Annotated in this window: 18 protein-coding genes; 5 read left to right on the top strand and 13 right to left on the bottom strand. The window is 72.3% G+C overall.

Going from position 1 to position 22,772, the window contains the following annotated elements:
* Window positions 1-5: 5 nt before the first annotated feature.
* The gene (locus FBY22_RS06330) at window positions 6-2,018 is read right to left on the bottom strand and encodes an IucA/IucC family protein (protein WP_399210605.1); all 2,013 of its coding nucleotides are present in this window, start codon (window positions 2,016-2,018) and stop codon (window positions 6-8) included.
* Window positions 2,019-2,051: 33 nt separating this feature from the next.
* Window positions 2,052-3,302 carry an aminotransferase class III-fold pyridoxal phosphate-dependent enzyme gene (locus FBY22_RS06325; RefSeq protein WP_399210603.1) on the bottom strand — a complete coding sequence of 417 codons (1,251 nt, stop codon included), beginning with the start codon at window positions 3,300-3,302 and terminating at the stop codon, window positions 2,052-2,054.
* A gap of 289 nt (window positions 3,303-3,591) precedes the next feature.
* Between FBY22_RS06325 and FBY22_RS06320 the strand changes: the two genes are divergently transcribed.
* Window positions 3,592-4,815 (top strand): serine protease, encoded by a 1,224-nt coding sequence (locus tag FBY22_RS06320; RefSeq protein ID WP_142143061.1) that lies wholly within the window; start codon window positions 3,592-3,594, stop codon window positions 4,813-4,815.
* Window positions 4,816-4,879: 64 nt separating this feature from the next.
* On the opposite strand, the gene hflX is transcribed toward FBY22_RS06320, so the two are convergent.
* The 6 genes from hflX to miaA all read right to left on the bottom strand — a co-directional run bounded on the left by hflX (window position 4,880) and on the right by miaA (window position 13,050).
* Entirely contained in the window at window positions 4,880-6,373 is a 1,494-nt protein-coding gene (hflX, locus tag FBY22_RS06315) for a GTPase HflX (protein WP_142143059.1), read from the bottom strand.
* Between the two features lie 135 nt (window positions 6,374-6,508).
* A complete protein-coding gene (locus tag FBY22_RS06310; RefSeq protein WP_142143057.1) occupies window positions 6,509-7,984 on the bottom strand; it encodes a M1 family metallopeptidase in 1,476 nt (491 codons plus the stop codon).
* 87 nt (window positions 7,985-8,071) lie between these two features.
* Window positions 8,072-10,177: a bifunctional (p)ppGpp synthetase/guanosine-3',5'-bis(diphosphate) 3'-pyrophosphohydrolase gene (locus FBY22_RS06305; RefSeq protein ID WP_142143055.1), complete on the bottom strand. Its 2,106-nt coding sequence runs from the start codon at window positions 10,175-10,177 to the stop codon at window positions 8,072-8,074.
* A gap of 296 nt (window positions 10,178-10,473) precedes the next feature.
* Window positions 10,474-11,349: a diaminopimelate epimerase gene (dapF, locus tag FBY22_RS06300; RefSeq protein ID WP_142143053.1), complete on the bottom strand. Its 876-nt coding sequence runs from the start codon at window positions 11,347-11,349 to the stop codon at window positions 10,474-10,476.
* A 150-nt stretch (window positions 11,350-11,499) separates the two neighbouring features.
* Window positions 11,500-12,003 carry a hypothetical protein gene (locus FBY22_RS06295; protein ID WP_142147393.1) on the bottom strand — a complete coding sequence of 168 codons (504 nt, stop codon included), beginning with the start codon at window positions 12,001-12,003 and terminating at the stop codon, window positions 11,500-11,502.
* Between the two features lie 108 nt (window positions 12,004-12,111).
* Window positions 12,112-13,050 (bottom strand): tRNA (adenosine(37)-N6)-dimethylallyltransferase MiaA, encoded by a 939-nt coding sequence (gene miaA / locus FBY22_RS06290; protein ID WP_142143051.1) that lies wholly within the window; start codon window positions 13,048-13,050, stop codon window positions 12,112-12,114.
* Window positions 13,051-13,233: 183 nt separating this feature from the next.
* Here miaA and FBY22_RS06285 point away from each other — a divergent pair, with 183 nt between their 5' ends.
* Both FBY22_RS06285 and FBY22_RS06280 read left to right on the top strand, forming a co-directional pair.
* Window positions 13,234-13,503 carry a hypothetical protein gene (locus FBY22_RS06285; protein ID WP_142143049.1) on the top strand — a complete coding sequence of 90 codons (270 nt, stop codon included), beginning with the start codon at window positions 13,234-13,236 and terminating at the stop codon, window positions 13,501-13,503.
* A gap of 62 nt (window positions 13,504-13,565) precedes the next feature.
* A complete protein-coding gene (locus FBY22_RS06280) occupies window positions 13,566-13,838 on the top strand; it encodes an antitoxin (RefSeq protein ID WP_142143047.1) in 273 nt (90 codons plus the stop codon).
* A gap of 119 nt (window positions 13,839-13,957) precedes the next feature.
* Here the strand turns inward: FBY22_RS06280 and FBY22_RS06275 are convergent, their stop codons facing one another.
* The 3 genes from FBY22_RS06275 to FBY22_RS06265 form a co-directional block, all read right to left on the bottom strand.
* Window positions 13,958-14,671, bottom strand: coding sequence for a class III extradiol dioxygenase subunit B-like domain-containing protein (locus FBY22_RS06275; RefSeq protein ID WP_142143045.1), 714 nt, complete (start codon window positions 14,669-14,671; stop codon window positions 13,958-13,960).
* Between the two features lie 67 nt (window positions 14,672-14,738).
* Complete coding sequence (miaB, locus tag FBY22_RS06270; RefSeq protein ID WP_142143043.1) at window positions 14,739-16,268, bottom strand: tRNA (N6-isopentenyl adenosine(37)-C2)-methylthiotransferase MiaB; 1,530 nt, start codon at window positions 16,266-16,268, stop codon at window positions 14,739-14,741.
* Between the two features lie 68 nt (window positions 16,269-16,336).
* Window positions 16,337-16,771 carry a plastocyanin/azurin family copper-binding protein gene (locus tag FBY22_RS06265; RefSeq protein WP_142143041.1) on the bottom strand — a complete coding sequence of 145 codons (435 nt, stop codon included), beginning with the start codon at window positions 16,769-16,771 and terminating at the stop codon, window positions 16,337-16,339.
* A gap of 181 nt (window positions 16,772-16,952) precedes the next feature.
* Here FBY22_RS06265 and FBY22_RS06260 point away from each other — a divergent pair, with 181 nt between their 5' ends.
* The gene (locus FBY22_RS06260; RefSeq protein ID WP_142143039.1) at window positions 16,953-19,862 is read left to right on the top strand and encodes a SpoIIE family protein phosphatase; all 2,910 of its coding nucleotides are present in this window, start codon (window positions 16,953-16,955) and stop codon (window positions 19,860-19,862) included.
* A gap of 12 nt (window positions 19,863-19,874) precedes the next feature.
* Here the strand turns inward: FBY22_RS06260 and FBY22_RS06255 are convergent, their stop codons facing one another.
* On the bottom strand, window positions 19,875-20,279 hold the full coding sequence (locus FBY22_RS06255; protein WP_142143037.1) for a MazG nucleotide pyrophosphohydrolase domain-containing protein: 405 nt from the start codon (window positions 20,277-20,279) through the stop codon (window positions 19,875-19,877).
* A 95-nt stretch (window positions 20,280-20,374) separates the two neighbouring features.
* Here FBY22_RS06255 and FBY22_RS06250 point away from each other — a divergent pair, with 95 nt between their 5' ends.
* On the top strand, window positions 20,375-21,373 hold the full coding sequence (locus FBY22_RS06250) for a TAXI family TRAP transporter solute-binding subunit (RefSeq protein ID WP_142143035.1): 999 nt from the start codon (window positions 20,375-20,377) through the stop codon (window positions 21,371-21,373).
* Here the strand turns inward: FBY22_RS06250 and FBY22_RS06245 are convergent.
* On the bottom strand, window positions 21,363-22,766 hold the full coding sequence (locus tag FBY22_RS06245; RefSeq protein ID WP_142143033.1) for a HAMP domain-containing sensor histidine kinase: 1,404 nt from the start codon (window positions 22,764-22,766) through the stop codon (window positions 21,363-21,365). The genes FBY22_RS06250 and FBY22_RS06245 overlap by 11 nt on opposite strands.
* Between the last annotated feature and the right edge of the window lie 6 nt (window positions 22,767-22,772).

The raw sequence follows: 22,772 nt of genomic DNA, 5'->3' as shown, positions 1-22,772 counted from the left end.
TCCTCTCAGAAGGCGGGGTGGGGCATGTTCCTCGGGTACGACGGGTGGAGGGGATTGGCGACGGTGACGTAGACGGACTGGGTGTCGACCGGGCCGACGAGCTCGTCGAGGCCGTGGAGCCGGGTCAGCAGGTTGGCCTTGCAGCGCAGGACGGGTGAGTCCAGCAGGAGGGCCGGAAGCGGGGTGCGCAGCCGGTCGGGACCGCAGGCGATGACACCGAGAAAGCGGCGGAAGGCCGCGAGCAGCAGCCGCTCGTCCGCCAGCCGCTGGGAGCCGAGGGCACCGATGAGACCGAAGACGTTGTTGATCGCGAGGTAGTAGGCGAAGCGCTCGTCGGTGACCTCGTCGGAGACGAAGGTCTCGCTGTGCTCCCCGATTCCGGGCAGCCGCGCGTCGAGTTCGGCGCGGCGGGATGCGCGGAAGTAGTAGCCCTGGTTGTCGCGGTAACGGCCGCCCACGGGCCACCCGTCCGCGTCCAGCAGGAGCAGCGTGTTCTGCTGATGGGCCTCCAGGGCGATACCGGCCTCCGCGTCCAGCCACAGCACGGGGCGGACGACCCGGTCCAGGTAGCGCAGGAACCACTCGGCGGCGACGGCACGGCGCGGGCGGCCCGTCCGGCCCGCGAGGCGGGTGATCAACGCGTCCAGCCGGGACCGCATGACCGGCCCGTCCGCCGGCGGAAATTGAGCCGGGACACCCGGCCGGCCCTGCGGGCGGGGCGAGACCAGTCCGGCGACGCAGCAGACGTCGTCAGAGGGGGTGAACGGGTTGTGCCGGATCACCACGTCGAGGCCCGGCACGGGGTTGCCGTCCGGCCCGTCGACGGCGAGCCAGGCCGGGTCACGGACGATGTCGAAGCCCGGGTGCGCGGCCCGCCAGCGCTGGGCGAGGCCGGTGCGCAGCAGGCGGTGGACCTCGACGCCCCGGTGCAGTTCCTTGCGGAGGTTCTCGCGGCGGGAGTTGGTGATCTGCAGTCCCAGGGAGAGCTTGAGCATCGCGGGCGCGCCGGTCCGGTGGACCGTGCGCACGGAGGAGGTGGGACACCAGGCGGCGCCGTGGGCGCCGAGGTCGCGGAGCAGCCCGGCGTCGAAGAGGGCCGCGGTCTCCGTCCGCTGCCGGACTTCGCGGAGCTGCCAGGGGTGCAGCGGAAGGGCTGCGAAGCCGTCGGGCAGCGGCAGTTCGGCTCCGGCGAGGCGGGCGGTGAGCAGTGGCGCGGGGACGGGACGGCCGCGCTCGGTCCAGGCGGAGTCCGTGGCGAGCACGGCGGGTGCGAGGGCCAGCCAGTGCAGGGGGAAGCGGCCGCGCGACTCCGGTGAGTACCGGCGCGCCTCGGCCTCGGAGAGACCTTCACGGCTCTTCGGGGTGGGGTGGAAGGGGTGTCCGAGGACGAGTGCCTGCTCGGCCGTGAGGAAGAGGTCGGTGCCGTCGGCGCGGTCGTCCCTGCGCTCGCGGACGAAGACGGCGGTACGGCGGACGGAGTCGGCGACCCGCGCGACCAGGTCGGGACCGGCGCCCGCCGAGGCATTCGCCGACGCGGACCCGGCGCCGGGGGCGGTCTCGCGGGCGAGGAGGGCGGCGACCGTGACGGCGTCGGCGGGCGGGAGCCGGTCGGGGGTTCCGGCGAAGCGCGGGCGGCCGAAGCCGTGCCATCCCGTCGGGGACCAGTACCGGACCGGAACGTGCAGTTCCGTGCCGCAGGCGGGCAGCGGGATGCGGAGAACGCCGTCGTCGGGGACCGCCGCCACGCCGGTCTCGCGCACCCAGCACCGCAGCAGATTCTCGAGGGCCGCGGCATCGGCGGCGATGCGGGGGTCGGTGTGCTCCAGCGGATCGACGGCGTCGGTCGCGGCCCGGGCCCGCTGCTCGGGGACTCTTTCCGTCGTCCGGTCGTCGGAGGGGGCTGGGCCCTGGGTGCGGGTGGTGTTCACAGTGGTCCTCTTCGGTGGTTCCGGCCCGCGCGGTGACGAGCCGGGTGCTGCCGCGCTACTTGCGTGCTCGACCTGTCTGTACGCACGCACTACCTGCGTTCTCGACCTGCCTGTACGCACGCACTACCTGCGTTCTCGACCTGCCTGTACGAACGCGCGTCGACGGGCGCGGGTCACTGCCTCCACCGCGTCGCGGAGCCGGTCGAGTACGGCGGCCGCCTGTTCATCGCTGATCGTCAGCGGCGGCAGCAGTCGTACGACGCTTTGCCGACGGCCGCCCAGGTCGACGATCAGGCCACGCCGCAGGCACTCACGCCGTACGGCGGCCGCCAGTTGCTGACCCGCACCCTCCGCTTCCGGGTCCACGAACTCCACGCCGATCATCAGTCCCCGCCCCCGCACGTCCGCGACGCAGGCGAAGTCGCGAGCGAGGTCGCGAAGCCGTCCGAGCATGCTGGATCCGAGGGTGGCCGCGCGCAGGGCGAGGGCGTTCTCACGGACGTGGGAAAGGGTGGCCGTCCCCGCGGCCAGGGCGAGTTGGTTGCCGTGGAAGGTTCCGGGCTCCCCGGTGCCGAGGTCGGCGCGGTGGACCACCACGGACAGCGGGAGGCTGCCGCCGACGGCCTTGGAGAGGACCATCACGTCGGGCGTGATGCCGCTGTGCTCCACCGCCCAGAAGGCCCCTGTGCGCCCCACGCCGGTCTGGGTCTCGTCCGCGATCAGCGGGACGGAACGGGCGGCGGTGAGCCGGCGCACGCGCCGCGTCCAGGCGTCGGGGACCGGGACGACACCGCCCTCCCCCTCGACGGCTTGGAAGATCACCCCGGCCATGTCCTCCCCGCAGAAGCCCTCGTCCGAGCCGTTCAGGGACAGCACCGCCGTACGTCCCGTAGCGGCCCGCACCAGACGCAGTGCGGTCTCCATCGCGTCCGTCTCCCCCGGCCCGCAGAAGCGCACGCGCGCGTGGCCGGCGAAGTCCGGCGGCAGGGTGCGCAGCAGTTCGGCGACGAAGGCGTCCCGCACCGGTGTCTCGAGGTCGGGTGCGTGCAGGGGCGCGCCCGAGTCCAGGACCCTACGGATCGCCTCCAGCACGACGGGGTGGTTGTGCCCCAGGGCGAGCGCTCCCGCGCCGGAGAGACAGTCCAGGTAACGGCGGCCGTCCGCGCCCTCGATGGTCAGCCCCCGGGCGCGGACGGGCACGATCGGCAGGGACCGCGCATAGGTGCGCGCAGCCGGCTCGCGCGTCGGCGGGCGCCGCAGGACGCCCGGCCGCACCGGGTGCGCCGCCCGCACCGGCACCGGCGGCTTCCCGGCGCCCGTCCGGCCCCCGGCCGTACCCTCCGACGCACTCGTCCCGCACGCAGACTCGGCCACGCCTTACCGTCCTCCCGCCGCACAGGCACAGAGGGACCGCCCATGAACAGCAGAATCCCCACCGCTACAACCTCCCCTCGCCGCACGGGTTACGGGTTGCTTCAAGATCCTTACCGTGACGGAACCGTTGCCGTACCGTCGGAAGTCCCCCACAGCGAGCGCATAGTGTGTGGTGCCGTTCCAAGGCACACGCCGAACCGGCCAAGGGGCACGCCGAACCGGTCCAAGGCACCTGTCCACCACGGCGGTTCGGCACCCGGTTCGTTCTTCTCAGGGGGAGTCTCCGACCATGCGATCCATTCGGCCGTCGTTCCGCACCCGGCGAGACGGGGGTGCGCGTCGCGGAACTACCCGCGTTCTCACCGCCGTCGCTCTCGCCTCGGCGCTGGCGCTCACCGCCACCGCCTGCGACTCCGGTGACGACAAGGCGGACGGCCAGGCCTCCGCGACCGACACCGGGAGCGGCGACGGCAAGATCAAGATCCCGGACGACATCAGGAACAAGCTCAAAGAGCACGGGATAGACATCGACAAGTGGAAGAACGGCGACTGGAAGAACTGGAACAAGGACGACTGGCTGCGCGAGGCCGACGAGTTCATCAACCCGATCATCAAGGGGCTGTGGGACGCGGACCGGATGCGCCGCGCCAACGACCCGGAGAAGAGCGTCGACAGCAACGACCTCTCGGGTGACCAGGGCGTGACCGACCCGACGCCCGCGCCGGTGAACGCGAAGGCCGTGGCGCCCAGGTACCACTCGAACGCGGCGACGGCCGGGAAGGTGTTCTTCGACTCCCCCGAGGGCACGATGGTCTGCTCGGCGACGGTCGTAGAGGACCCGGCCCACCCGGGCAAGTCCAACATGATCTGGACGGCCGGTCACTGCGTGCACGCCGGCAAGAAGGGCGGCTGGTACCGCAACATCGCCTTCGTGCCGTCGTACAACGACGCGGGCAGGACGGCCGCCCAGCTGCGCAACGCCACCCGGGACCAGGCGGCCCCCTACGGCGTGTGGTGGGCCGACTGGGTCAAGACCTCCCAGCAGTGGATCGACCAGGGCGGCGAGACGGGCGGTGACGGCGCCTCGTACGACTACGCCGTCCTCCATGTGACGCCGGAGAAGGGCGGCACCGGCAAGTCGCTGGAGGAGACGGTCGGTTCGGCGCTGCCGGTCAACTTCGACGCCCCGGCGGTGCCGAAGGTCTCCAGCATCACCGCGACCGGTTACCCGGCCGCCGCGCCCTTCGACGGGCAGCTGCTGTACCAGTGCACGGACAGGCCCGGGCGGCTGTCGCTCAACGCCTCGGACCCGACGATGTACCGCATCGGCTGCACCATGACCGGCGGTTCCTCCGGCGGCGGCTGGGTGGAGACGGGCTCGGACGGCAGGCCGGCACTGGTTTCCAACACCTCGATCGGCCCGGTGAGTTCGGGCTGGCTGGCCGGTCCGCGACTGGGCGATGTGGCCAAGGGCGTCTACGACTCGGTGAGCAGGAAGTTCGCCGGTCGGTGACACCGGGAAACCCGAAGGCCCGCCACCTGCGCAGGGGGCGGGCCTTCGGGTTTCGCTTCGGACGTCAGACCGTGGGAACCGGCACGTACGGCTGCAGGTCCGCGGCCAGCTCCTCGTGCACCCGCGCCTTGAGCAGGGTGCCCTCCGGGGTGTGCTCCGCGGAGATCACCTCACCCTCGTCGTGGGCACGGGCGACCAGCTTGCCGTGGGTGTACGGCACCAGGGCCTCGATCTCCACGGACGGCCGGGGCAGCTCGTTGTCGATGAGCGCCAGCAGTTCCTGGATGCCCTGGCCGGTGCGGGCCGAGACGGCGATCGAACGCTTCTCGATCCGCATGAGCCGCTGCAGGGTCAGCGGGTCGGCCGCGTCCGCCTTGTTGATCACGACGATCTCGGGTACGTCGATGGCGCCGACGTCCCTGATCACCTCGCGCACGGCGGCCAGCTGCTCCTCCGGGTTCGGGTGCGAGCCGTCCACCACGTGCAGGATCAGGTCGGACTCGCCGACCTCCTCCATGGTGGAGCGGAACGCCTCGACCAGGTGGTGCGGCAGGTGCCGGACGAATCCGACGGTGTCCGCCAGCGTGTACAGGCGGCCGCTCGGGGTCTCCGCCCGGCGGACGGTCGGGTCCAGGGTCGCGAACAGGGCGTTCTCGACCAGGACACCGGCGCCGGTCAGGCGGTTGAGCAGCGAGGACTTGCCCGCGTTCGTGTAGCCCGCGATGGCGACCGAGGGCACCTTGTTGCGCTTGCGCTCCTGGCGCTTGATCTCGCGGCCGGTCTTCATGTCCGCGATCTCCCGGCGCATCTTCGCCATCTTCTCGCGGATCCGCCGCCGGTCGGTCTCGATCTTGGTCTCACCGGGACCACGGGTGGCGAGACCGCCGCCCTTGCCGCCGCCCATCTGACGGGACAGCGACTGACCCCAGCCGCGCAGCCTGGGCAGCATGTACTGCATCTGCGCGAGCGCGACCTGCGCCTTGCCCTCGCGGGACTTGGCGTGCTGGGCGAAGATGTCGAGGATCAGGGCCGTACGGTCGATGACCTTGACCTTGACGACGTCTTCCAGGTGGATGAGCTGGCCCGGGCTGAGCTCACCGTCGCAGATGACGGTGTCGGCGCCGGTCTCCAGGACGATGTCCCGCAGCTCGACGGCCTTGCCGGAACCGATGTAGGTCGCCGCGTCGGGCTCATTGCGGCGCTGGATCACGCCGTCGAGCACGAGCGCGCCGGCGGTCTCCGCGAGGGCGGCGAGCTCCGCGAGGGAGTTGTCCGCGTCCTGTGCGGTCCCCGAGGTCCAGACGCCGACGAGGACGACCCGCTCCAGGCGGAGCTGGCGGTACTCGACCTCGGTGACGTCCTCGAGCTCGGTGGAGAGGCCGGCCACGCGGCGCAGGGCCGCGCGCTCGGAGCGGTCGAACTGGTCGCCGTCCCGTTCTCCGTCGATCTCGTGGCTCCAGGCGACGTCCTCTTCCATCAGGGCATCGGCCCGAAGACCTTCGGCGTACGAGTGCGCGAATCGCTGCGTGTCCTGGGAAGGGGATGAAGAGGAGGTCATTGGATCCTTACGTCGATGGGGATGCCGATACCGGCGTTCACAGTGGACAACGCTTGAGTACCCCGGGAGATTCCCGCGACCCGTGCCGCGCCGTCCGGAAGATGGTCGCACGGTACGGGACGTCTCGTCACCGCCTTATTTCCGGGGCGCGGCCTTGGCGGGCGGGGTGGACTTCCAGTCCGGGTGGCCCGGCATCGGCGGGGTCTTGTCGCCGTACAGCCAGGCCTGGAAGAAGGCGCCGAGGTCGCGGCCGGAGACCCGGGAGGCGAGGTGCTCGAAGTCGGCGGTGCCGGCCGTGCCGTCGCGGTGCAGGCGCACCCAGTCCCGCTCCAGGCGCTCGAAGGCGGGTTTGCCGATCTCCTGGCGCAGGGCGTACAGGACGAGCGCGGCGCCGTCGTAGACGTTGGGACGGAAGATGCTGATCTTCTGGCCGGGCGCGGGCGCCTTGGGGGCGCCCGGGGGCCCTCCGGCGGCGCGCCAGCGGTCGGATGCTCCGTACGCGGCCTTCATGCGCGTCTCCATGGGCCGCTGCGCGGTCTCCTGCGCGTACAGCTCCTCGTACCAGGTGGCGTGTCCCTCGTTGAGCCACAGGTCGGACCAGGTGCGGGGGCTGACGCTGTCGCCGAACCACTGGTGGGACAGCTCGTGCACCATGATCGACTCGATGTACCACTTGGGGTAGGCGGGCTCGGTGAACAGCTCCTTCTCGAAGAGGGAGAGCGTCTGGGTCTCGAGTTCGAAGCCGGTGGAGGCCTCGGCCATGAGCAGGCCGTACGTCTCGAAGGGGTACGGGCCGACCTTGCTCTCCATCCAGGCGATCTGGTCGGGGGTCTTCGCGAGCCAGGGTTCGAGGGCCTTGACGTCCTTGGTGGGCACGACGTCGCGCACCGGCAGGCCGTGCGGGGCCTGGCGGCGCAGCACGGTGGAACGGCCGATGGAGACCTGGGCGAGTTCGGTGGCCATGGGGTGCTGGGTGCGGTAGGTCCAGGTGGTCTTCCTGCCGACGCGGTCCACGCCGGCCGGCACTCCGTTGGCGACGGCGGTGTAGCCGTCGGGGGCGGTGATCCGGATGGTGAACATCGCCTTGTCGGAGGGGTGGTCGTTGCACGGGAAGACCAGGTGCGCCGCGTCGGCCTGGTTGGCCATGGCGAGGCCGTCCGCGGTGCGCACCCAGCCGCCGTCCTCGCCGCCGGGGGCCGTGGGGTCGCTGGTGTGCCGGACGGTGATGCGGGTCCAGCTGCCCTCCTGCAGCGGGTCCTCGGGCGTGACGACGAGGTCCTCGCCTGCGGTGGCGAAGTCGGCGGGGTCCCCGTCGACCTCGACCGACTCGACCTTGCCGTGCGCGAAGTCGAGGTTGAGCCGGTCCAGGTCCCGGGTCGTCCAGGCGTCGATCGTCGTGACGGCCCGCAGCGGCTTGTCGTTGGAGCCGGGATACGTGAAGGAGAGGTCGTACGACGCCACGTCGTACCCGGGGTTGCCCAGGTACGGGAAGAGGCGGTCGCCGACGCCCAGGGGGGCCGGCGGGGCGCTCGCGGCGAGGAGGCAGACCGAGACGGCGGAGGCGAGGAGCGCGGTCACCTTCAGGCGACGCCCGCGGGGGGTGAGGAGCATGCATCACGGCTATCAGCGCACGCACGCGTGGCGGCGACGGCGCGCGACCGGCCCACCCGAAGGGGTGGTCCGGGCGTACTGCGGGTTTCAGGCGCCCGGTGTCTGCGGCTGCGCCCGGCTCACGTCGTACACGCCGGGTACGTTGCGCATCGCCCGCATCAGGCCCGGCAGGAGCGCCGCGTCCGGGAGCGTCACGGTGTACGAGTGCTTCACCCGCTGCCGGTCCGGCGGCTCGATGGTCGCGGACACGATCTCGGCGCCCTCCAGGGCCATGGCCTCGGTGAGGTCGGCGAGGAGATGCGGGCGGCCGAACGATTCGGCGAGCAGCGTGACTCTGCATTCACTGGTGTTCCCCCAGCGCACGCCGACTTCCGCTCGCCCCCCGCTCTTCATGCGCGCCACCGCGGCGCACTCCACGCGGTGGACGGTGACCACGCCGCCGCGCACGGCGAAGCCGGTCACCTCGTCGGGGGGCACGGGGGTGCAACAGCCGGCGAGGCGCGCGGTGGCGTCAGGCTGGTCGACGACGACGTCCGCGGTGGGAGGGGCGAACGTCCCTTCGGGAGCGGGCCGGGGAGCCGACGAGCGCCGGTCTCTCTCCTCGGGCGCGTCCGCCTCCGGATGGGTCGCCAGCCATCGTTGGATGGCGATCCGGGCGGCGGGCGTGTGGGCGTGCTCCAGCCACTCCCTGGAGGGCTCCGAGGCCGGGTCCTGGCCCATTAGGAGCTGGACGGCGTCGCCGTCCTTCAGGACCGTGCTGAGGGTCGCCAGGCGGCCGTTGACGCGGGCGCCGATGCAGGCGTGCGCGTCCTCGCCGTACTGCGCGTAGGCGGCGTCGACGCAGGTCGCGCCCTCGGGCAGGCCCAGGGTGCCGCCGTCGGGGCGGAAGACGGTGATCTCGCGGTCCTGGGCGAGGTCCTCGCGGAGCGTGGACCAGAAGGTGTCGGGGTCGGGCGCGGCCTCCTGCCAGTCGAGGAGGCGGGAGAGCCAGCCGGGCTTGGTGGGGTCGACGCGCTCGCCGTCGGCCGGGTCGTCGGCGGCGGGCGCGTAGGGATTGCCGAGCGCGATGACGCCGGCCTCGGCGACCTTGTGCATCTGGTGGGTGCGGATGAGGACTTCGGCGACCTGCCCGTCCGCGCGGGCGACCGCGGTGTGCAGCGACTGGTAGAGGTTGAACTTCGGTACGGCGATGAAGTCCTTGAACTCCGAGACGACGGGGGTCATGCAGGTGTGCAGCTCGCCGAGGACCCCGTAGCAGTCCGCGTCCTCGTTGACCAGCACCAACAGCCGGCCGAAGTCGGCGCCGCGCAGCTCGCCCCGTTTGCGGGCTACGCGGTGGACGGAGACGAAGTGCCGTGGACGGATGAGGACTTCGGCCGGGATGTCGGCCTCGCGCAGATGGCCGCGGACCTCGTCGGCGATCTCGGCGAGGGGGTCGTCGGCGCGGGCGGCGTTGTCGACGATCAACTCGCGCGTGTGCTCGTACTCCTCGGGGTGGAGGATCGCGAAGACCAGGTCCTCCAGCTCGGTCTTGAGCGCCTGGACCCCGAGCCGTTCGGCGAGCGGGATCAGGACGTCCCGGGTGACCTTGGCGATGCGGGCCTGTTTCTCGGGGCGCATGACGCCCAGGGTGCGCATGTTGTGCAGGCGGTCGGCGAGTTTGATCGACATCACGCGGACGTCGCTGCCGGTGGCCACGAGCATCTTGCGGAAGGTCTCGGGCTCGGCGGCGGCGCCGTAGTCGACCTTCTCCAGTTTCGTGACGCCGTCGACGAGATAGCGCACCTCCTCGCCGAACTGCTCGCCCACCTGAACGAGCGTCACATCGGTGTCCTCGACGGTGTCGTGGAGCAGAGACGCCGTCAGGGTGGTCGTCTCCGCGCCGAGTTCGGCGAGGATCAGGGTCACCGCGAGGGGGTGCGTGATGTAGGGCTCGCCGCTCTTGCGCATCTGGCCGCGGTGCGAGGACTCGGCCAGGACGTAGGCGCGGCGCAGGGGTTCGATGTCGGCGCTCGGGTGGTGGGCGCGGTGCGCGTCGACGACGTGGCCGATGGCGTCCGGCAGGCGGTCCCGGGCGGCGGGGCCGAGCAGGGCGGCACGGCCGAGGCGGCGCAGATCGATCCGCGCGCGCCAGCGGGCCGCCGGGCCTGCTACCGAACCTGGCGTCGCAGGATTCGTGGCCTCCGCACTCATGGGCACCTCCGGCTGCGTGGACCGGCGGACGGGGTGCCCCAGGGCGGACACGGCTCAGGGGGCGGCAACGGTCCCCCGTCCGGGCCGGTGCTTGATGCTACCGAGCCCATCACGTGCGTCCGACCGCCTCTCGCCGAGCGTGAAACGGATCACCCATTCGAGCGACGGTTTCGAGGTTTACGGTTTCGCGCCATGCGACGGGCGGACGTCCGTGCATTTGAACCTCGAACCGTCGCACCGGTAGTTCACATCCGCACCACTGGGCACGGACGCCTGTGATCTCAAGCCTCGCCCCGTCAAGAGGTGAACGTTTCCAGCCAGTCGGATTCGATCTCGCCTTCCGCCACGATCACCGCCGGGCCGGTCATCTCGATCTCACCGTCGGGCCGTTCGGTGATCACGAGCGTCCCGCCGGGCACGTCGACGGTGTACGTCACCGGCGTCCCGGTGACCGCCGGGTCGACGCCGTCCCGGCGGGCGGCCGCCACGGCGACGGCGCACGCGCCCGTACCGCACGAGCGGGTCTCGCCGGCGCCGCGCTCGTGCACGCGCAGGGCGACGTGGCCGGGGCCGCGGTCGACCACGAACTCGACGTTCACCCCGTCCGGGTAGGCGGAGGCCGGGCTGAACGGCGGCGGCGAGTACAGGCTGCCCGCGTGCGCGAGGTCCTCGACGAACGCGACCGCGTGCGGGTTGCCCATGTTCACGTTCCGCGCGGGCCAACTGCGCTCGCCCACAACGACGGTGACGTCCCCTTCGGGGAACCGCGCCCTGCCCATGCCGACCGTGACGGCACCGTCCTTGGCGATGTGCACGGTCTTCACGCCGCCCCGCGTGGCCACCGTCAGGTCGCCCTCGGCGGCGTGGCCGGCGCGCTGCAGGTAGCGCGCGAACACGCGCACGCCGTTGCCGCACATCTCCGCGATCGAGCCGTCGCCGTTGCGGTAGTCCATGAACCACTCCGCCTCGGCCGCCATGTCCCTCGCCTCGGGGTGCGCGGCGGAGCGCACCACGTGCAGCAGGCCGTCACCGCCGATGCCCGCGCGGCGGTCGCACAGGGCGGCGACGGCGGCCGGGGGCAGGTCGAGGGTGTTCTCGGGGTCCGGGACGATCACGAAGTCGTTCTCCGTGCCGTGACCCTTGAGGAAGGCGATCCGCGTGCGCGTGCTCATGCCCCGATCGTACGGGAGGGCCGCATTCGCGCCGCGGGCCGGTGGGGGGTGGCCAGGCGGATCTCCGCGGGCCTGTGGGGGCCGGTCGCGCAGGTCCCCGCGGGCCTGTGGGGGCCGGTCGCGCGGTTCCCCGCGCCCCTGAAGGGGCGCTCAGCGCAGTCGGGCCACGCGCCAGACCGCCAGCACGACGACCGCCGCGACCAGGACCACGAAGGCCAGGACGACCCGCCAGTCCGGTCTGCGGCCGGAGCCGCGCTGCGGGAGCCCGGGCCACGTGTAACCCACGCGGCGCGCGGCCATCATGCCCCAGCCCGCGGCGCAGGAGCAGATCAGGAGCCCCAGCATGGCGATCACCGCCCCGCTGTCGCCGAAGTCGAAGGCGAGCGGGAAGGCGAACATCAGGGAGCCGACCGCGGCCAGGGCCACGATGGGGGCGAGCTGCCAGATGCGCAGCCGCCGCTGCGGGCGCAGCTCGACCTCGACCTCCGGGCCGCCCGCGAACATCTCCTCGGGCTCAGGACCGTCGGCGGTCACACCGCCCTCGGTGTCGTCGGGCCCGTCGGGGCTCAGACGGTCCGCGTCCTGCTCCGGTGCACCGCCGAAGGCGGTGCGGGGCTCGGTGCCTTGTGCGGTGTCGCGAGGGCCGGCCTCCATCGCCACGCGCCCTCCCAACTAGGACTCCACTTGGTCGATCGAAGCTCGATGATGGCACGGCGCCGGAGGCCCGAACGGCAGCCGGAGCGTCCCGATGCCATGACGTGATCAGGCTGTGACCGGTCGTTCGACCAACGCCAGCGCGAGGTCCGGAAGTTCTGTGAGATCCGCCGCACCCCCACTCAACCAGTGCACCCGCGGATCGCGCCTGAACCACGAATCCTGGCGGCGCGCGAAGCGCTTGGTGGCACGTACCGTCTCGGCCCGCGCCTCCTCGAGCGTGCACTCCCCCGCGAGCGCCGCGAGGACCTGCTGGTAGCCCAGCGCGCGGGAAGCCGTGCGCCCCTCGCGCAGGCCTTGCGCCTCCAGCGCGCGCACCTCGTCCACGAGCCCCTGGTCCCACATGCGGTCCACGCGGCGGGCGATGCGCTCGTCGAGCTCGGGGCGGGCGACGTTCACGCCGATCTGAACGGTGTCGTAGACCGAGTCGTGGCCCGGCAGGTTGGCGGTGAAGGGCTTGCCGGTGATCTCGATCACCTCCAGGGCCCGGACGATACGACGGCCGTTGCTCGGCAGGATCGCCTGCGCGGCCTCGGGGTCGGCGGCGGCCAGGCGGGCGTGCAGCGCGCCGGAGCCGCGCAGGGTGAGCTCGTCCTCCAGCCGGGCCCTGACCTCGGGGTCGGTGCCGGGGAACTCCAGGTTGTCGACGGCGCCGCGGACGTAGAGGCCCGAGCCGCCGACGAGGACCGGCCAGCGGCCGGCGGCGAGCAGGGCGTCTATGCGCGCGCGGGCGAGCCTCTGGTACTCGGCGACCGACGCCGTGACCGTCACGTCCCAGAGGTCCAGCAGGTGGTGCGGGATGCCGCCGCGCTCCTCGGTCGTCAGCTTGGCGGTGCCGATGTCCATCCCCCGGTAGAGCTGCATGGAGTCGGCGTTGACGACCTCGCCTCCCAGGCGCTGGGCGAGGAAGACGCCCAGATCGGACTTTCCGGCCGCGGTCGGTCCGACGACGGCGATGACGCGGGGGGCGGGGGGTGCGGTGCTCACCGCACCAGTCTCGCAAACCCCGAAGCGTCTCCTCGAACGAGTTGCGTGACGGCGGGGGGCCGGGGTCGTTGCCCGTTGCGTGGTTCTCGCCGCCGGTTTCCGGGAGGCGGCGCTCCCGGTGGCGCAATCGGACGCACCGGGCAACGCGGGTTTTCCCCCGCCCGAGTAGCGTATGGAGTGGATATGGGCGTTTTCGCGCGACTTCTCCGGAGGTCGAATACCACGGAGGAGGCGTCGCCCGCCGAGGTGCCGGCGGCCGCACGGACGGCCGGGGCCGAGGCGGAGGAGGCGGCAGAGGCGAAGGGGTCGGCCGGCACCGAGGAGCGGGCCGGGACGGAGTCCACGGCGACGGAGGCCCGCGAGGCCGGCTCGGACGAGGGCGTCGAGATCCCCAAGCAGCAGTCCGCCGAGGATGCGGCCGACAGCGAGGCCGGCGAGGGCGCCCGCACGTGACCGGGCCGCGCGCGAGTGGGCCGAGAGGCGCACCGGGCCCGGGCTGACGAGAAAGGCGGACCATGGGTCTCCTGCACAACCTGAAGGTCAGGCTCTCCCCGGCAAAAGACAAGGTCTCGGGCCTCGCGCAGCAGCACGGGGGCAAGATCTCGCACGGTCTCGACAAGGCCGCCAAGGTGGTCGACGAGAAGACCAAGGGCAAGTACAGCGACCGGATCCGGACCGGGACCGGCAAGGCCAAGAACGCCATGGACCGACTCGCGCACAAAGGCGGCACGGGCACGGGCGGTGGCGGCACCGTGCCGCCGGACACCCGCACTCCGCCGTCCTCCTGAGCGGCACGGCGCACCCACGGACGGCCGCGGGCCCGGCGGGTTCCCCGGCCGTCCGCCGTTTCCGGCGACCCGGCGGGCTCACGGCGCCACGCCCCACCGTCATGACCGGGTCGCCCCCGTCATGACCAGGTCGCCACCACGTACCCCACCCCGTACGGCGCGTCCTCGTACAGCAGGGCTCCGGCGAGGTCCGCGCCCTCGGCCGCGCCCGCGAGGACCTGCCAGGGGGCCCGGCCCGAGGCCTTCAGCTCGTACGCCAGTTCGGCGTCGAGCGCCTCCAGCGCCGGCACGTCGGCCGTGCCCAGCGCGCGCGCGACCTCCGCGTCGAAGGGCGCGGCGCGCTCGTCGAGGTAGCCGGGCGCCTTGAGCGTGCGGCAGGCGCTGCCGTCGCCCATCACCAGCAGGGCCACCCGCTCGGCCTGGGCAGCGATCTCCCGTCCGGCTTCGACGCACCGGTCGGCCGCGAGCGGTTCCCCCACGCCGAGCCCCTCGATCGGGGCGTCGGACCAGCCGGTCCGCTCCAGCAGCCACGCGGCGACGGCGAGGGAGGGCGGAAGCTCGCGCCCGGGCTCCACGTCCTTCGGCTCGCCCAGCCGTACGTCGACCTCGACGCCGAAGCCGCGGAACGAACCCGGCGTGCCCTCGGGGTGCGGACCGCGCCCGCTGCGCTCGGCGGGTCCGATCACCACCAGCAGATCGGGACGGGCGGCGGCGAGCACGCCGAGCGCGTCCGCACACGCGGCACGCGCGCGGTCCAGTTCCGGAGCGGCGCCCGCGGCCACCTCCGGCACGAGGAGGGGCGGGCAGGGGCAGATGGCGGCGGCGACAAGCATGATCGGCAGGGTAGCGCCGGGGCGGCGACGTTCGTCGTCCCGGCGGACCGCGTCGGCCGAGCCGATGTCAGTCGCAGCCGCAGCCGCTGCCCGACGCCACCGGCAGCGGCTCGGGCGCCCCGATCTTCGGCAGGCCCAGCATCACACCGGCCGGCTCGGCCGCCTCGGCGGCGTTGCGCTTCTCCCACGCGTCACCCGCGCGCGTGCGGCGCACGTCGAGGACGGCGCCCTCGGCGAGGAGGTGGTGCGGGGCGGCGTAGGTGATCTCGACGGTGACGACGTCGCCGGGGCGGACGTCCTGGTCGGGCTTGGTGAAGTGGACCAGGCGGTTGTCGGGGGCGCGGCCGGAGAGGCGGTGGGTGGCGCCGTCCTTGCGGCCCTCGCCCTCGGCGACCATCAGCTCCAGGGTGCGGCCGACCTGCTTCTTGTTCTCCTCCCAGGAGATGTCCTCCTGGAGGGCGACGAGACGCTCGTAGCGCGCCTGGACGACCTCCTTGGGGATCTGGTTCTCCATGGTCGCGGCGGGGGTGCCGGGGCGCTTGGAGTACTGGAAGGTGAACGCCTGCGCGAAGCGGGCCTCGCGGACCACGTGGAGGGTCTGCTCGAAGTCCTCCTCGGTCTCGCCGGGGAAGCCCACGATGATGTCGGTGGTGATCGCCGCGTGCGGGATGGCCGCGCGGACCTTCTCGATGATCCCCAGGTAGCGGTCCTGGCGGTAGGAGCGGCGCATCGCCTTCAGGACGGTGTCCGAGCCGGACTGCAGGGGCATGTGCAGCTGCGGCATCACGTTCGGCGTCTCGGCCATGGCGGCGATGACGTCGTCCGTGAAGTCGCGCGGGTGCGGGGAGGTGAAGCGGACCCGCTCCAGGCCGTCGATCTTCCCGCAGGCCCGCAGCAGCTTGCTGAAGGCCTCGCGGTCGCCGATGTCGGAGCCGTAGGCGTTGACGTTCTGGCCGAGCAGGGTGATCTCGCTGACGCCTTCCGCGACCAGTGCCTCGACCTCGGCGAGGATGTCGCCGGGGCGGCGGTCCTTCTCCTTGCCGCGCAGGGCCGGGACGATGCAGAAGGTGCAGGTGTTGTTGCAGCCGACGGAGATCGACACCCACGCCGCGTACGCGCTCTCGCGCCGCGTCGGCAGGGTGGAGGGGAACGCCTCCAGGGACTCGGCGATCTCGACCTGCGCCTCCTCCTGCACGCGCGCGCGTTCCAGCAGCACCGGGAGCTTGCCGATGTTGTGCGTGCCGAAGACGACGTCCACCCAGGGCGCCTTCTTCACGATGGTGTCGCGGTCCTTCTGCGCCAGACACCCGCCGACCGCGATCTGCATGCCGGGACGGGACGCCTTCCTGGGCGCGAGGCGGCCGAGGTTGCCGTACAGGCGGTTGTCGGCGTTCTCCCGGACCGCGCAGGTGTTGAAGACCACGACGTCGGCGTCGCCGTCGGAGCCCTCGGGGGCGCGCACGTAGCCGGCGTCCTCCAGCAGTCCGGACAACCGCTCGGAGTCATGGACGTTCATCTGGCACCCGTAGGTGCGCACTTCGTAGGTCTTGGGTGACTGAACGTCCACTGCCGGGCTCCGGTCGCTGCTGCTGGTCATGCGTCAAGGGTAGGCGGTCCCCGGAGGCGCCCGTCCGCCCCTTGTGGAGCACACCGGCCGGGGCGCGCTCAGCCGACCTTGAGGTCCGTCTTCATGCCGAGCTGCCGGTGCCCGTCCACGGGGCAGTAGAGCTCGTACGTTCCCTTCTTCAGGGTGACCGTCACGGACGTGTTCTGGCCGCTGGAGATGTTCTTGGTCCGCACGTCGGAGACACCGGGGCCGTCCACCTCCAGGGCGTGCGTGGTCGCGCCCGCGTTGTCGGCGGTGAAGGTGTAGGTGCCCGGGCTGAAGGAGCTGCGGGAGAGCTTCAGGGCGTACTCGGTCTCCGTCACCGTCACCTTCGTCCCCGAGCCGGGCTTGGCCGCGCCGGTGCTCTGCGAGGCCTTCCCGCCGCCTCCGCCGCCGCTGGAACATGCGGCCACCAGGAGGGCGGCGGAGAACGCCAGCGCCGTCGCGCGGTATGCCGTTCGTGCGGTCTTGTTCGCGATCACCACTTGGCTCATCCCCTTCGGGGCCGCTCGCGATCCGCCGGGCTTGTCCCAATCTGTTGCGAGAGGCCCTTGATGGGAGATACGGACACATCGGTCGCGTTGTTCAGGCGGTTGCCGTCGCCGGCGATTCCGTCATACGTCCGGAATCCCCGAAAGAGGTTTCGGACGAAAACAGGAACGATAAGTTCCCCTCATGAACGCGCGGCTCGCTCTCCTCGGCACGGTGGCTCCCGGAGTCACGGAGAGCGAGGTCTTCCGGCTGGCGCTGCAGCACACGGTGGGTGAGCTGGGCGCGCTCGGCGGGGTCTTCCATCTGCGCGGCCCGATGTCCGCGCTGCGTCTGGTGTCGTCCGTCGGCCTTCCTGCCGCCCTGACCCGCCCGTGGGAGATCGTCGACCAGGAGGGTCCGCAGGCCCCGGCCCGCGCGCTGCGGCGGGGAAGCGGTGTGTGGGTGCCGCTGGAGTCCGAGGAGTTCGAGCCGCTGCGGGCTTGGCCGGGCACGGGACTCGCCGCCCTGCCCCTGTTCAGCGGGCAGCGCGGGATCGGCGCCCTGACCGTCCTGACCGGTGAGCGGGGCGAGCCCACGCCGGAGCAGTGGGAGTTCCTGCGGGCCGTGGTCGCCTGGGCCGAGGACCGCATGGCCAAGGCTCCGCCGACGAGCGGGCCCGACCGGTCCGGGCTGACCGGAGAGCGCCTGCGGGACGCCCTGAAGGAGGTGCGGGTCGGCTCGTGGGACTGGGACATCCGCACCGGTGACCTGGTCTGGGACGAGGCGGCCCTGGAGCTGTACGGCACCCGGCCCGCCGACTTCACGGGCCGGATCGAGAGCTGGATGCGCGTCGTCCACCCCGACGACCTGGCCCCCACCCTGGCGGCCGCCCAACGGGCGATCGCCGACGGCACGGTCTACGAGGCCGAGTACCGGATACGGCGCCTGGACGGCACGTACGGCTGGACCCAGGCGCGCGGCCGGGCGACGTACGACGAACGCGGCGAGCCCCTGCGGATGATCGGCGTGGGCTGGGAGAGCAACGAGTCGCGCCGGACCCGGGACGCGCTCAGCAGGGCCCTGCGGCACATGAGCGACGGCTTCCTCGCGGTGGACGACCAGTGGCGGATCACCTTCGCCAACCTGGAGGCAGAGCGGCTGCTGGGCTTCTCCGAGGAGCAGATGTTCGGCCGTCTGCTGTGGGCCCTGCCCTCCGTCCGGCGCATACCCGGCCTCAAGGCCCGCTGTCTGCGCGCCGCGGCCGAGGAGAAGCCGGCCGGCTTCGATGTGCACCTGCCCGAGACCGGGCAGCGGTTCCATCTGCGGGTGGTGCCCGGGCCGGACGGGCGCACCCTGTACTTCCAGGACGTCACCGAGAAGCGCCGGCTGGCGGAGGAGCGTCAGTCCGCCGAGCGGTCCGCGGCCGAACGTGCCCTTCGCATAGCCGAGTTGACCGCGGAACTCGCCAAGGCGACGACCTCCCAGGACGTGGTGGACGCGGTGGCCAGACGCGTGCTCCCGCCGTTCGCCGCGACGGGGCTCATGGTGCAGGTCATCGAGGGCGACCGGCTCCACCACGTGGGTGCCGTCGGCTACCCCGACGACTTCCTCGATTCCGTCGACGGCCGCCTCCGGTCACCCATGGACCCCGGCTGGGACCCGGCCGAGTCGGACACCCCGCTGTTCATGTCCTCCGCCGAGGAGTTCGCCGCGCGCTACCCGGCGATGGCCGACCTGCCGGGCCGGGCCGGCAAGCAGTCCTGGGCGTTCCTGCCGCTGACGGCCTCCGGGAACACCTTCGGCGTGTGCATCCTGTCCTTCGACCGGCCGCGGCGGCTCACCGACGAGGAACGCGCGCTGCTGACCACGATCAGCGCCCTGGTGGCGCAGTCCCTGGAGCGGGCCCGGCTGTACGACGCCGAGCACACCCGGTCCCGCGAACTCCAGCGCAGCCTGCTCCCCCAGGGGCTGCCCGACCTGCCCGCGTGCACGGCCGCCGCCCGCTATCTCCCGGCCGGACAGGGCGCCGACGTGGGCGGCGACTGGTACGACATCATCCCGCTGTCCGGCGGGCAGGTGGCGCTGGTGGTCGGCGACGTCATGGGGCACGGGCTGCCGGAGGCGGCCACCATGGGCCGGCTGCGCACCGCCGTACACACCCTGGCGGACCTGGAACTGCCGCCGGGCGAGATCCTGGGTCACCTGAACGACATCGTCGCCGGGATGGGCGAGGCGTCGTACGCCACCTGCCTGTACGCGCTCTACGACTCCACCACCGGGCGCTGCTCGCTGGCCCGCGCCGGGCATCCACCGCCCGCCCTGGTCCGTCCCGACGGCACCGTGCACTTCCCCGAGCCGGACGCCGATCCGCCGCTGGGGGCCGCCGAACCGCCCTTCGAGACGGTCGAGTTGGACGTGCCCGAGGGTAGCCTCCTGGTGCTGTACACCGACGGCCTGGTCGAGTCGGCCAAGCGGGAGATCGACGAGGGCATGGCGGAACTGGCCCGGCTGCTGGGTACGGCCCACCGGGACGGGACGGCCGTGGACCTGGAGCGCCTGTGCGACACGCTGACGGCCGGTCTGCTGCCCACCGAACAGCAGGCGGCCGACGACGCGGCGTTCCTGGTGGCCCGGCTGCACGCCCTGCCGGCGGACCGGATGGCCTCCTGGCCGCTGCCCCAGGACCCGCGGGCGGCCGGCCTGGCCCGCCGGCACGTCCGCGAGCAGCTCGCCGCCTGGGACCTGGACGACCTGGTCCCCACCACGGAGCTCCTGGTCAGCGAGCTCGTGGGCAACGTCGTCCGGCACGCCAGGGGCCCGGTCCGGCTGCGTCTGCTGTACGGGGCCGAGCTGATCTGCGAGGTCTACGACGGCAGCCAGACGATGCCGCGCATCCGCCGCGCGACGGAGACCGACGAGGGAGGCCGGGGGCTGCAGCTCATCGCGGCGCTGACCGGGCGGTGGGGCGCCCGCTACACGCCGACCGGGAAGTGCATCTGGGCCGAGCAGCCGCTGGCCGCAGCCGGCGGCCAGGGCGAGGCGTCACTCGACGCGGCGGAGCTGCTGTTCCTGGACGCAGCAGGTTTCGACGGGGACTGGGACGCCCTGTCCTGAATGCCGGACGGCTCACTCGCCGCCCGGTATCCACCCCTGCCGCCGCAGCACCCCGGACACGTCCGGCGCCTCGTAGTGCTCCCCCTTGAGTACCTTGCCGTCGGCGCGGCGGGCCACGCTGCCGTCGGGGCCCAGCTTGGTCATGTTGGACCGGTGGATCTCGGCGATGACCGCGTCGAGGTCGATGCCGTGCACCAGGGCCGTGCCGTACGCCACGTAGACCACGTCGGCCAGTTCGTGGGCGAGCCGGTCGAGCGGTCCGGCGACCGAGACCTCGGCGACCTCCGCGGCCTCCTCGGCCAGCAGCTCGCCGCGGTGGGCGGCCAGCGCGGGCGACACCTCGGTGGGCGTGGTGCGGGCGTCCAGGCCGAAGGCGAGGTGGAACTGGCGGACCAGATCGGCGGGCGATGAGCTCATACGGCGACTTTAGCGATCGCCACTGACAGCCACGTCCGTCCCCTGTGGCACTCCGCCCTGGTCAGCATCGCGTCCCGGCTGGCAGGATCGCCCGCATGTCCAACGTGTTCCACCGGATCGGCAGGCGTCGGGCCGTGCAGGGCGCGGCCGCCGGCCTCGTCGTCCTCGGGCTGCTGCTGTGGTGGCTGCTGCCGCTGGGCGAGGATCCACCGAGCGGGACGATCAAGTTCAGCACCGGGACGAAGGCGGGCGTCTACCAGGACTACGGCGAGCGCCTGCGCAGGGCGTTCCGCCGGGACATGCCCGACCTGACGGTCACGCTGCGGACCAGCGACGGATCGCAGGAGAACGTCAGGCGGGTGGCGAACGGCGGTGCCGACTTCACGATCGCCGCGGCCGACGCGGTGGCGACGTACGAACTCGGCCACGCCCCCGGTGCCGGTCACCTGCGCGGTGTCGCACGGCTGTACGACGACTACGTGCAGCTCGTCGTCCCGCGTGACTCGGACATCCGGTCCGTCGCGGATCTGCGGGGCAAACGAGTGGCCGTAGGGCCGACGAGGTCGGGTGTGCGACTGATCGCCGACCGGGTGCTCAAGGCGGCCGGCATCGACGCGCGCAAGGACATCACACCCTTCGCCGACGGCATCGACGACGGACCCGGGAAGCTGAAGAAGGGCGACATCGACGCCTTCTTCTGGTCGGGCGGAGTCCCCACCAGGGGCCTGGAGAAGCTGGCCGACGGCCTCACCTTCCGGTTCGTGCCGATCAAGGCCGATCTCGTCGCCAAGCTGCACGCCCAGGGCGGCGCGGCCCGCTACTACCGCGCCACCAACATGCCCGAGTCGGCCTACCCCAGCATCCAGAACGGGATCGCCGTGCCGACCATCGCGGTCGCCAACCTCCTGGTGACACGCACGGACGTGGACACCCGGCTCACCGAGTGGGTGACCCGCACCGTGATCAGGAGCCGGGACATCATCGGCAAGCGGGTCCACTCGGCGCAGCTCGTCGACCTGCGCACCGCGATCTACACGGATCCGCTGCCGTTGCAGGAGGGCGCCAAGCGCTACTACCGCTCGGTCAAGCCGTAGGGCCGTTCCTCGGCACCGACACCGTCACCGTCAGCCCGTGCGGCTCGTGGTGGCCGTACGAGATCGAGCCGCCGCCCGCCGCGAGCAGGGCGCGCGAGATGGACAGGCCGAGGCCGGAACCCTTGATGTTCTGGTGACGGCCGCTGCGCCAGAAGCGGTCGCCGACCCGAGCGAGTTCCTCGTCGGTCAGGCCGGGGCCGTTGTCGCTGACGACGACGGTCGAGGTGCTGCCGTTCGAGGCGACCGTCACCTCGACGCACTCGTCCTCCGGCGTGAACTTGAGCGCGTTGTCGATCACCGCGTCCAGGGCGCTGGAGAGGGTGACCGGGTCGGCCCAGGCGGTGGTCGGCGGGCAGTCGCCCACCAGTCGTACGCCCTTGGCCTCGGCGGTCGGTGTCCAGGCGGCGACGCGCTCGGCGGTCAGCGCACCGATGTCGGTGACCCTCAGGTCGGCCTCGGTGTGCTCGGCCAGGGCCAGGTCGAGCAGGTCGTCGAGGACCTCGGCCAGGCGCTTGCCCTCGGTGCGGACCGATGCGATCTCCTCGTTGTCCTCCGGCAGTTCGAGCGCGAGCAGTTCGATGCGCAGCAGCAGCGCCGAGAGCGGGTTGCGCAGCTGGTGCGAGGCGTCGGCGACAAAGGCGCGCTGCTGCTCCAGCACGTCCTCGACGTTGTCCGCCATCTCGTTGAACGCCCGGGCCAAGCGCCTGAGTTCCGGCGGCCCGCCGGCGGCCGCGACACGGGACTTCAGCCGCCCGCTGGCGATCTCGTGGGTCGTGGCGTCGAGCACCCGCACGGGCCTGAGCACCCAGCCGGTCAGCCGCAGCGCGGCGCCGACGGCCAGCAGCATCGCGGCGATCTCCCCGGCGCCGATGATCAGCCAGCCGTGCAGGATGCGCGAACGCAGCGGTCCCGTGGGCGAGTCGGTGACGACGACCGCGACGACGTCGCCGTCCCGGATGACCGGTGAGGCGACGACGAGCCGGTGGCGCTGCCAGGGCCACACCTGTTTCGGGTCGTGGCTGCGGCGGCTGAGCTTCGCCTCGTCGAACGCCTCGCGCACCTCGCCCGAGCTGGGCAGGAAGAAGTCCGACGGCGCCTTAGCCATGGGGATGTCGGTGCGGCAGAACACCCCGGCGCGGATGCCGTAGACGCCGTAGTAGCTGGTGAGTTCGCTGCCGAGGGTCTCCAGGCGTTCGTCCGTGGACGTCCGCGTGGAGCTGCAGGCGTCGGTGACGAACTGGGCGAGGGCCGCGAAACGCGCGGTGTCGTCGATCCGGTCGACGACCACCTTCTGCTGCTGTGCCGCGGCCACGCTCACGGCGAGCGGGATGCCGAGCGCGAGCAGCACGGCCGCCATCAGGACGATGAGCAGCGGGAGGAGTCGGGTACGCACCCGTGC

It is taken from the genome of Streptomyces sp. SLBN-31, assembly GCF_006715395.1.
In the GTDB taxonomy this organism is placed as follows: domain Bacteria; phylum Actinomycetota; class Actinomycetes; order Streptomycetales; family Streptomycetaceae; genus Streptomyces.
This window is presented reverse-complemented; position numbering and strand designations above follow the sequence as displayed.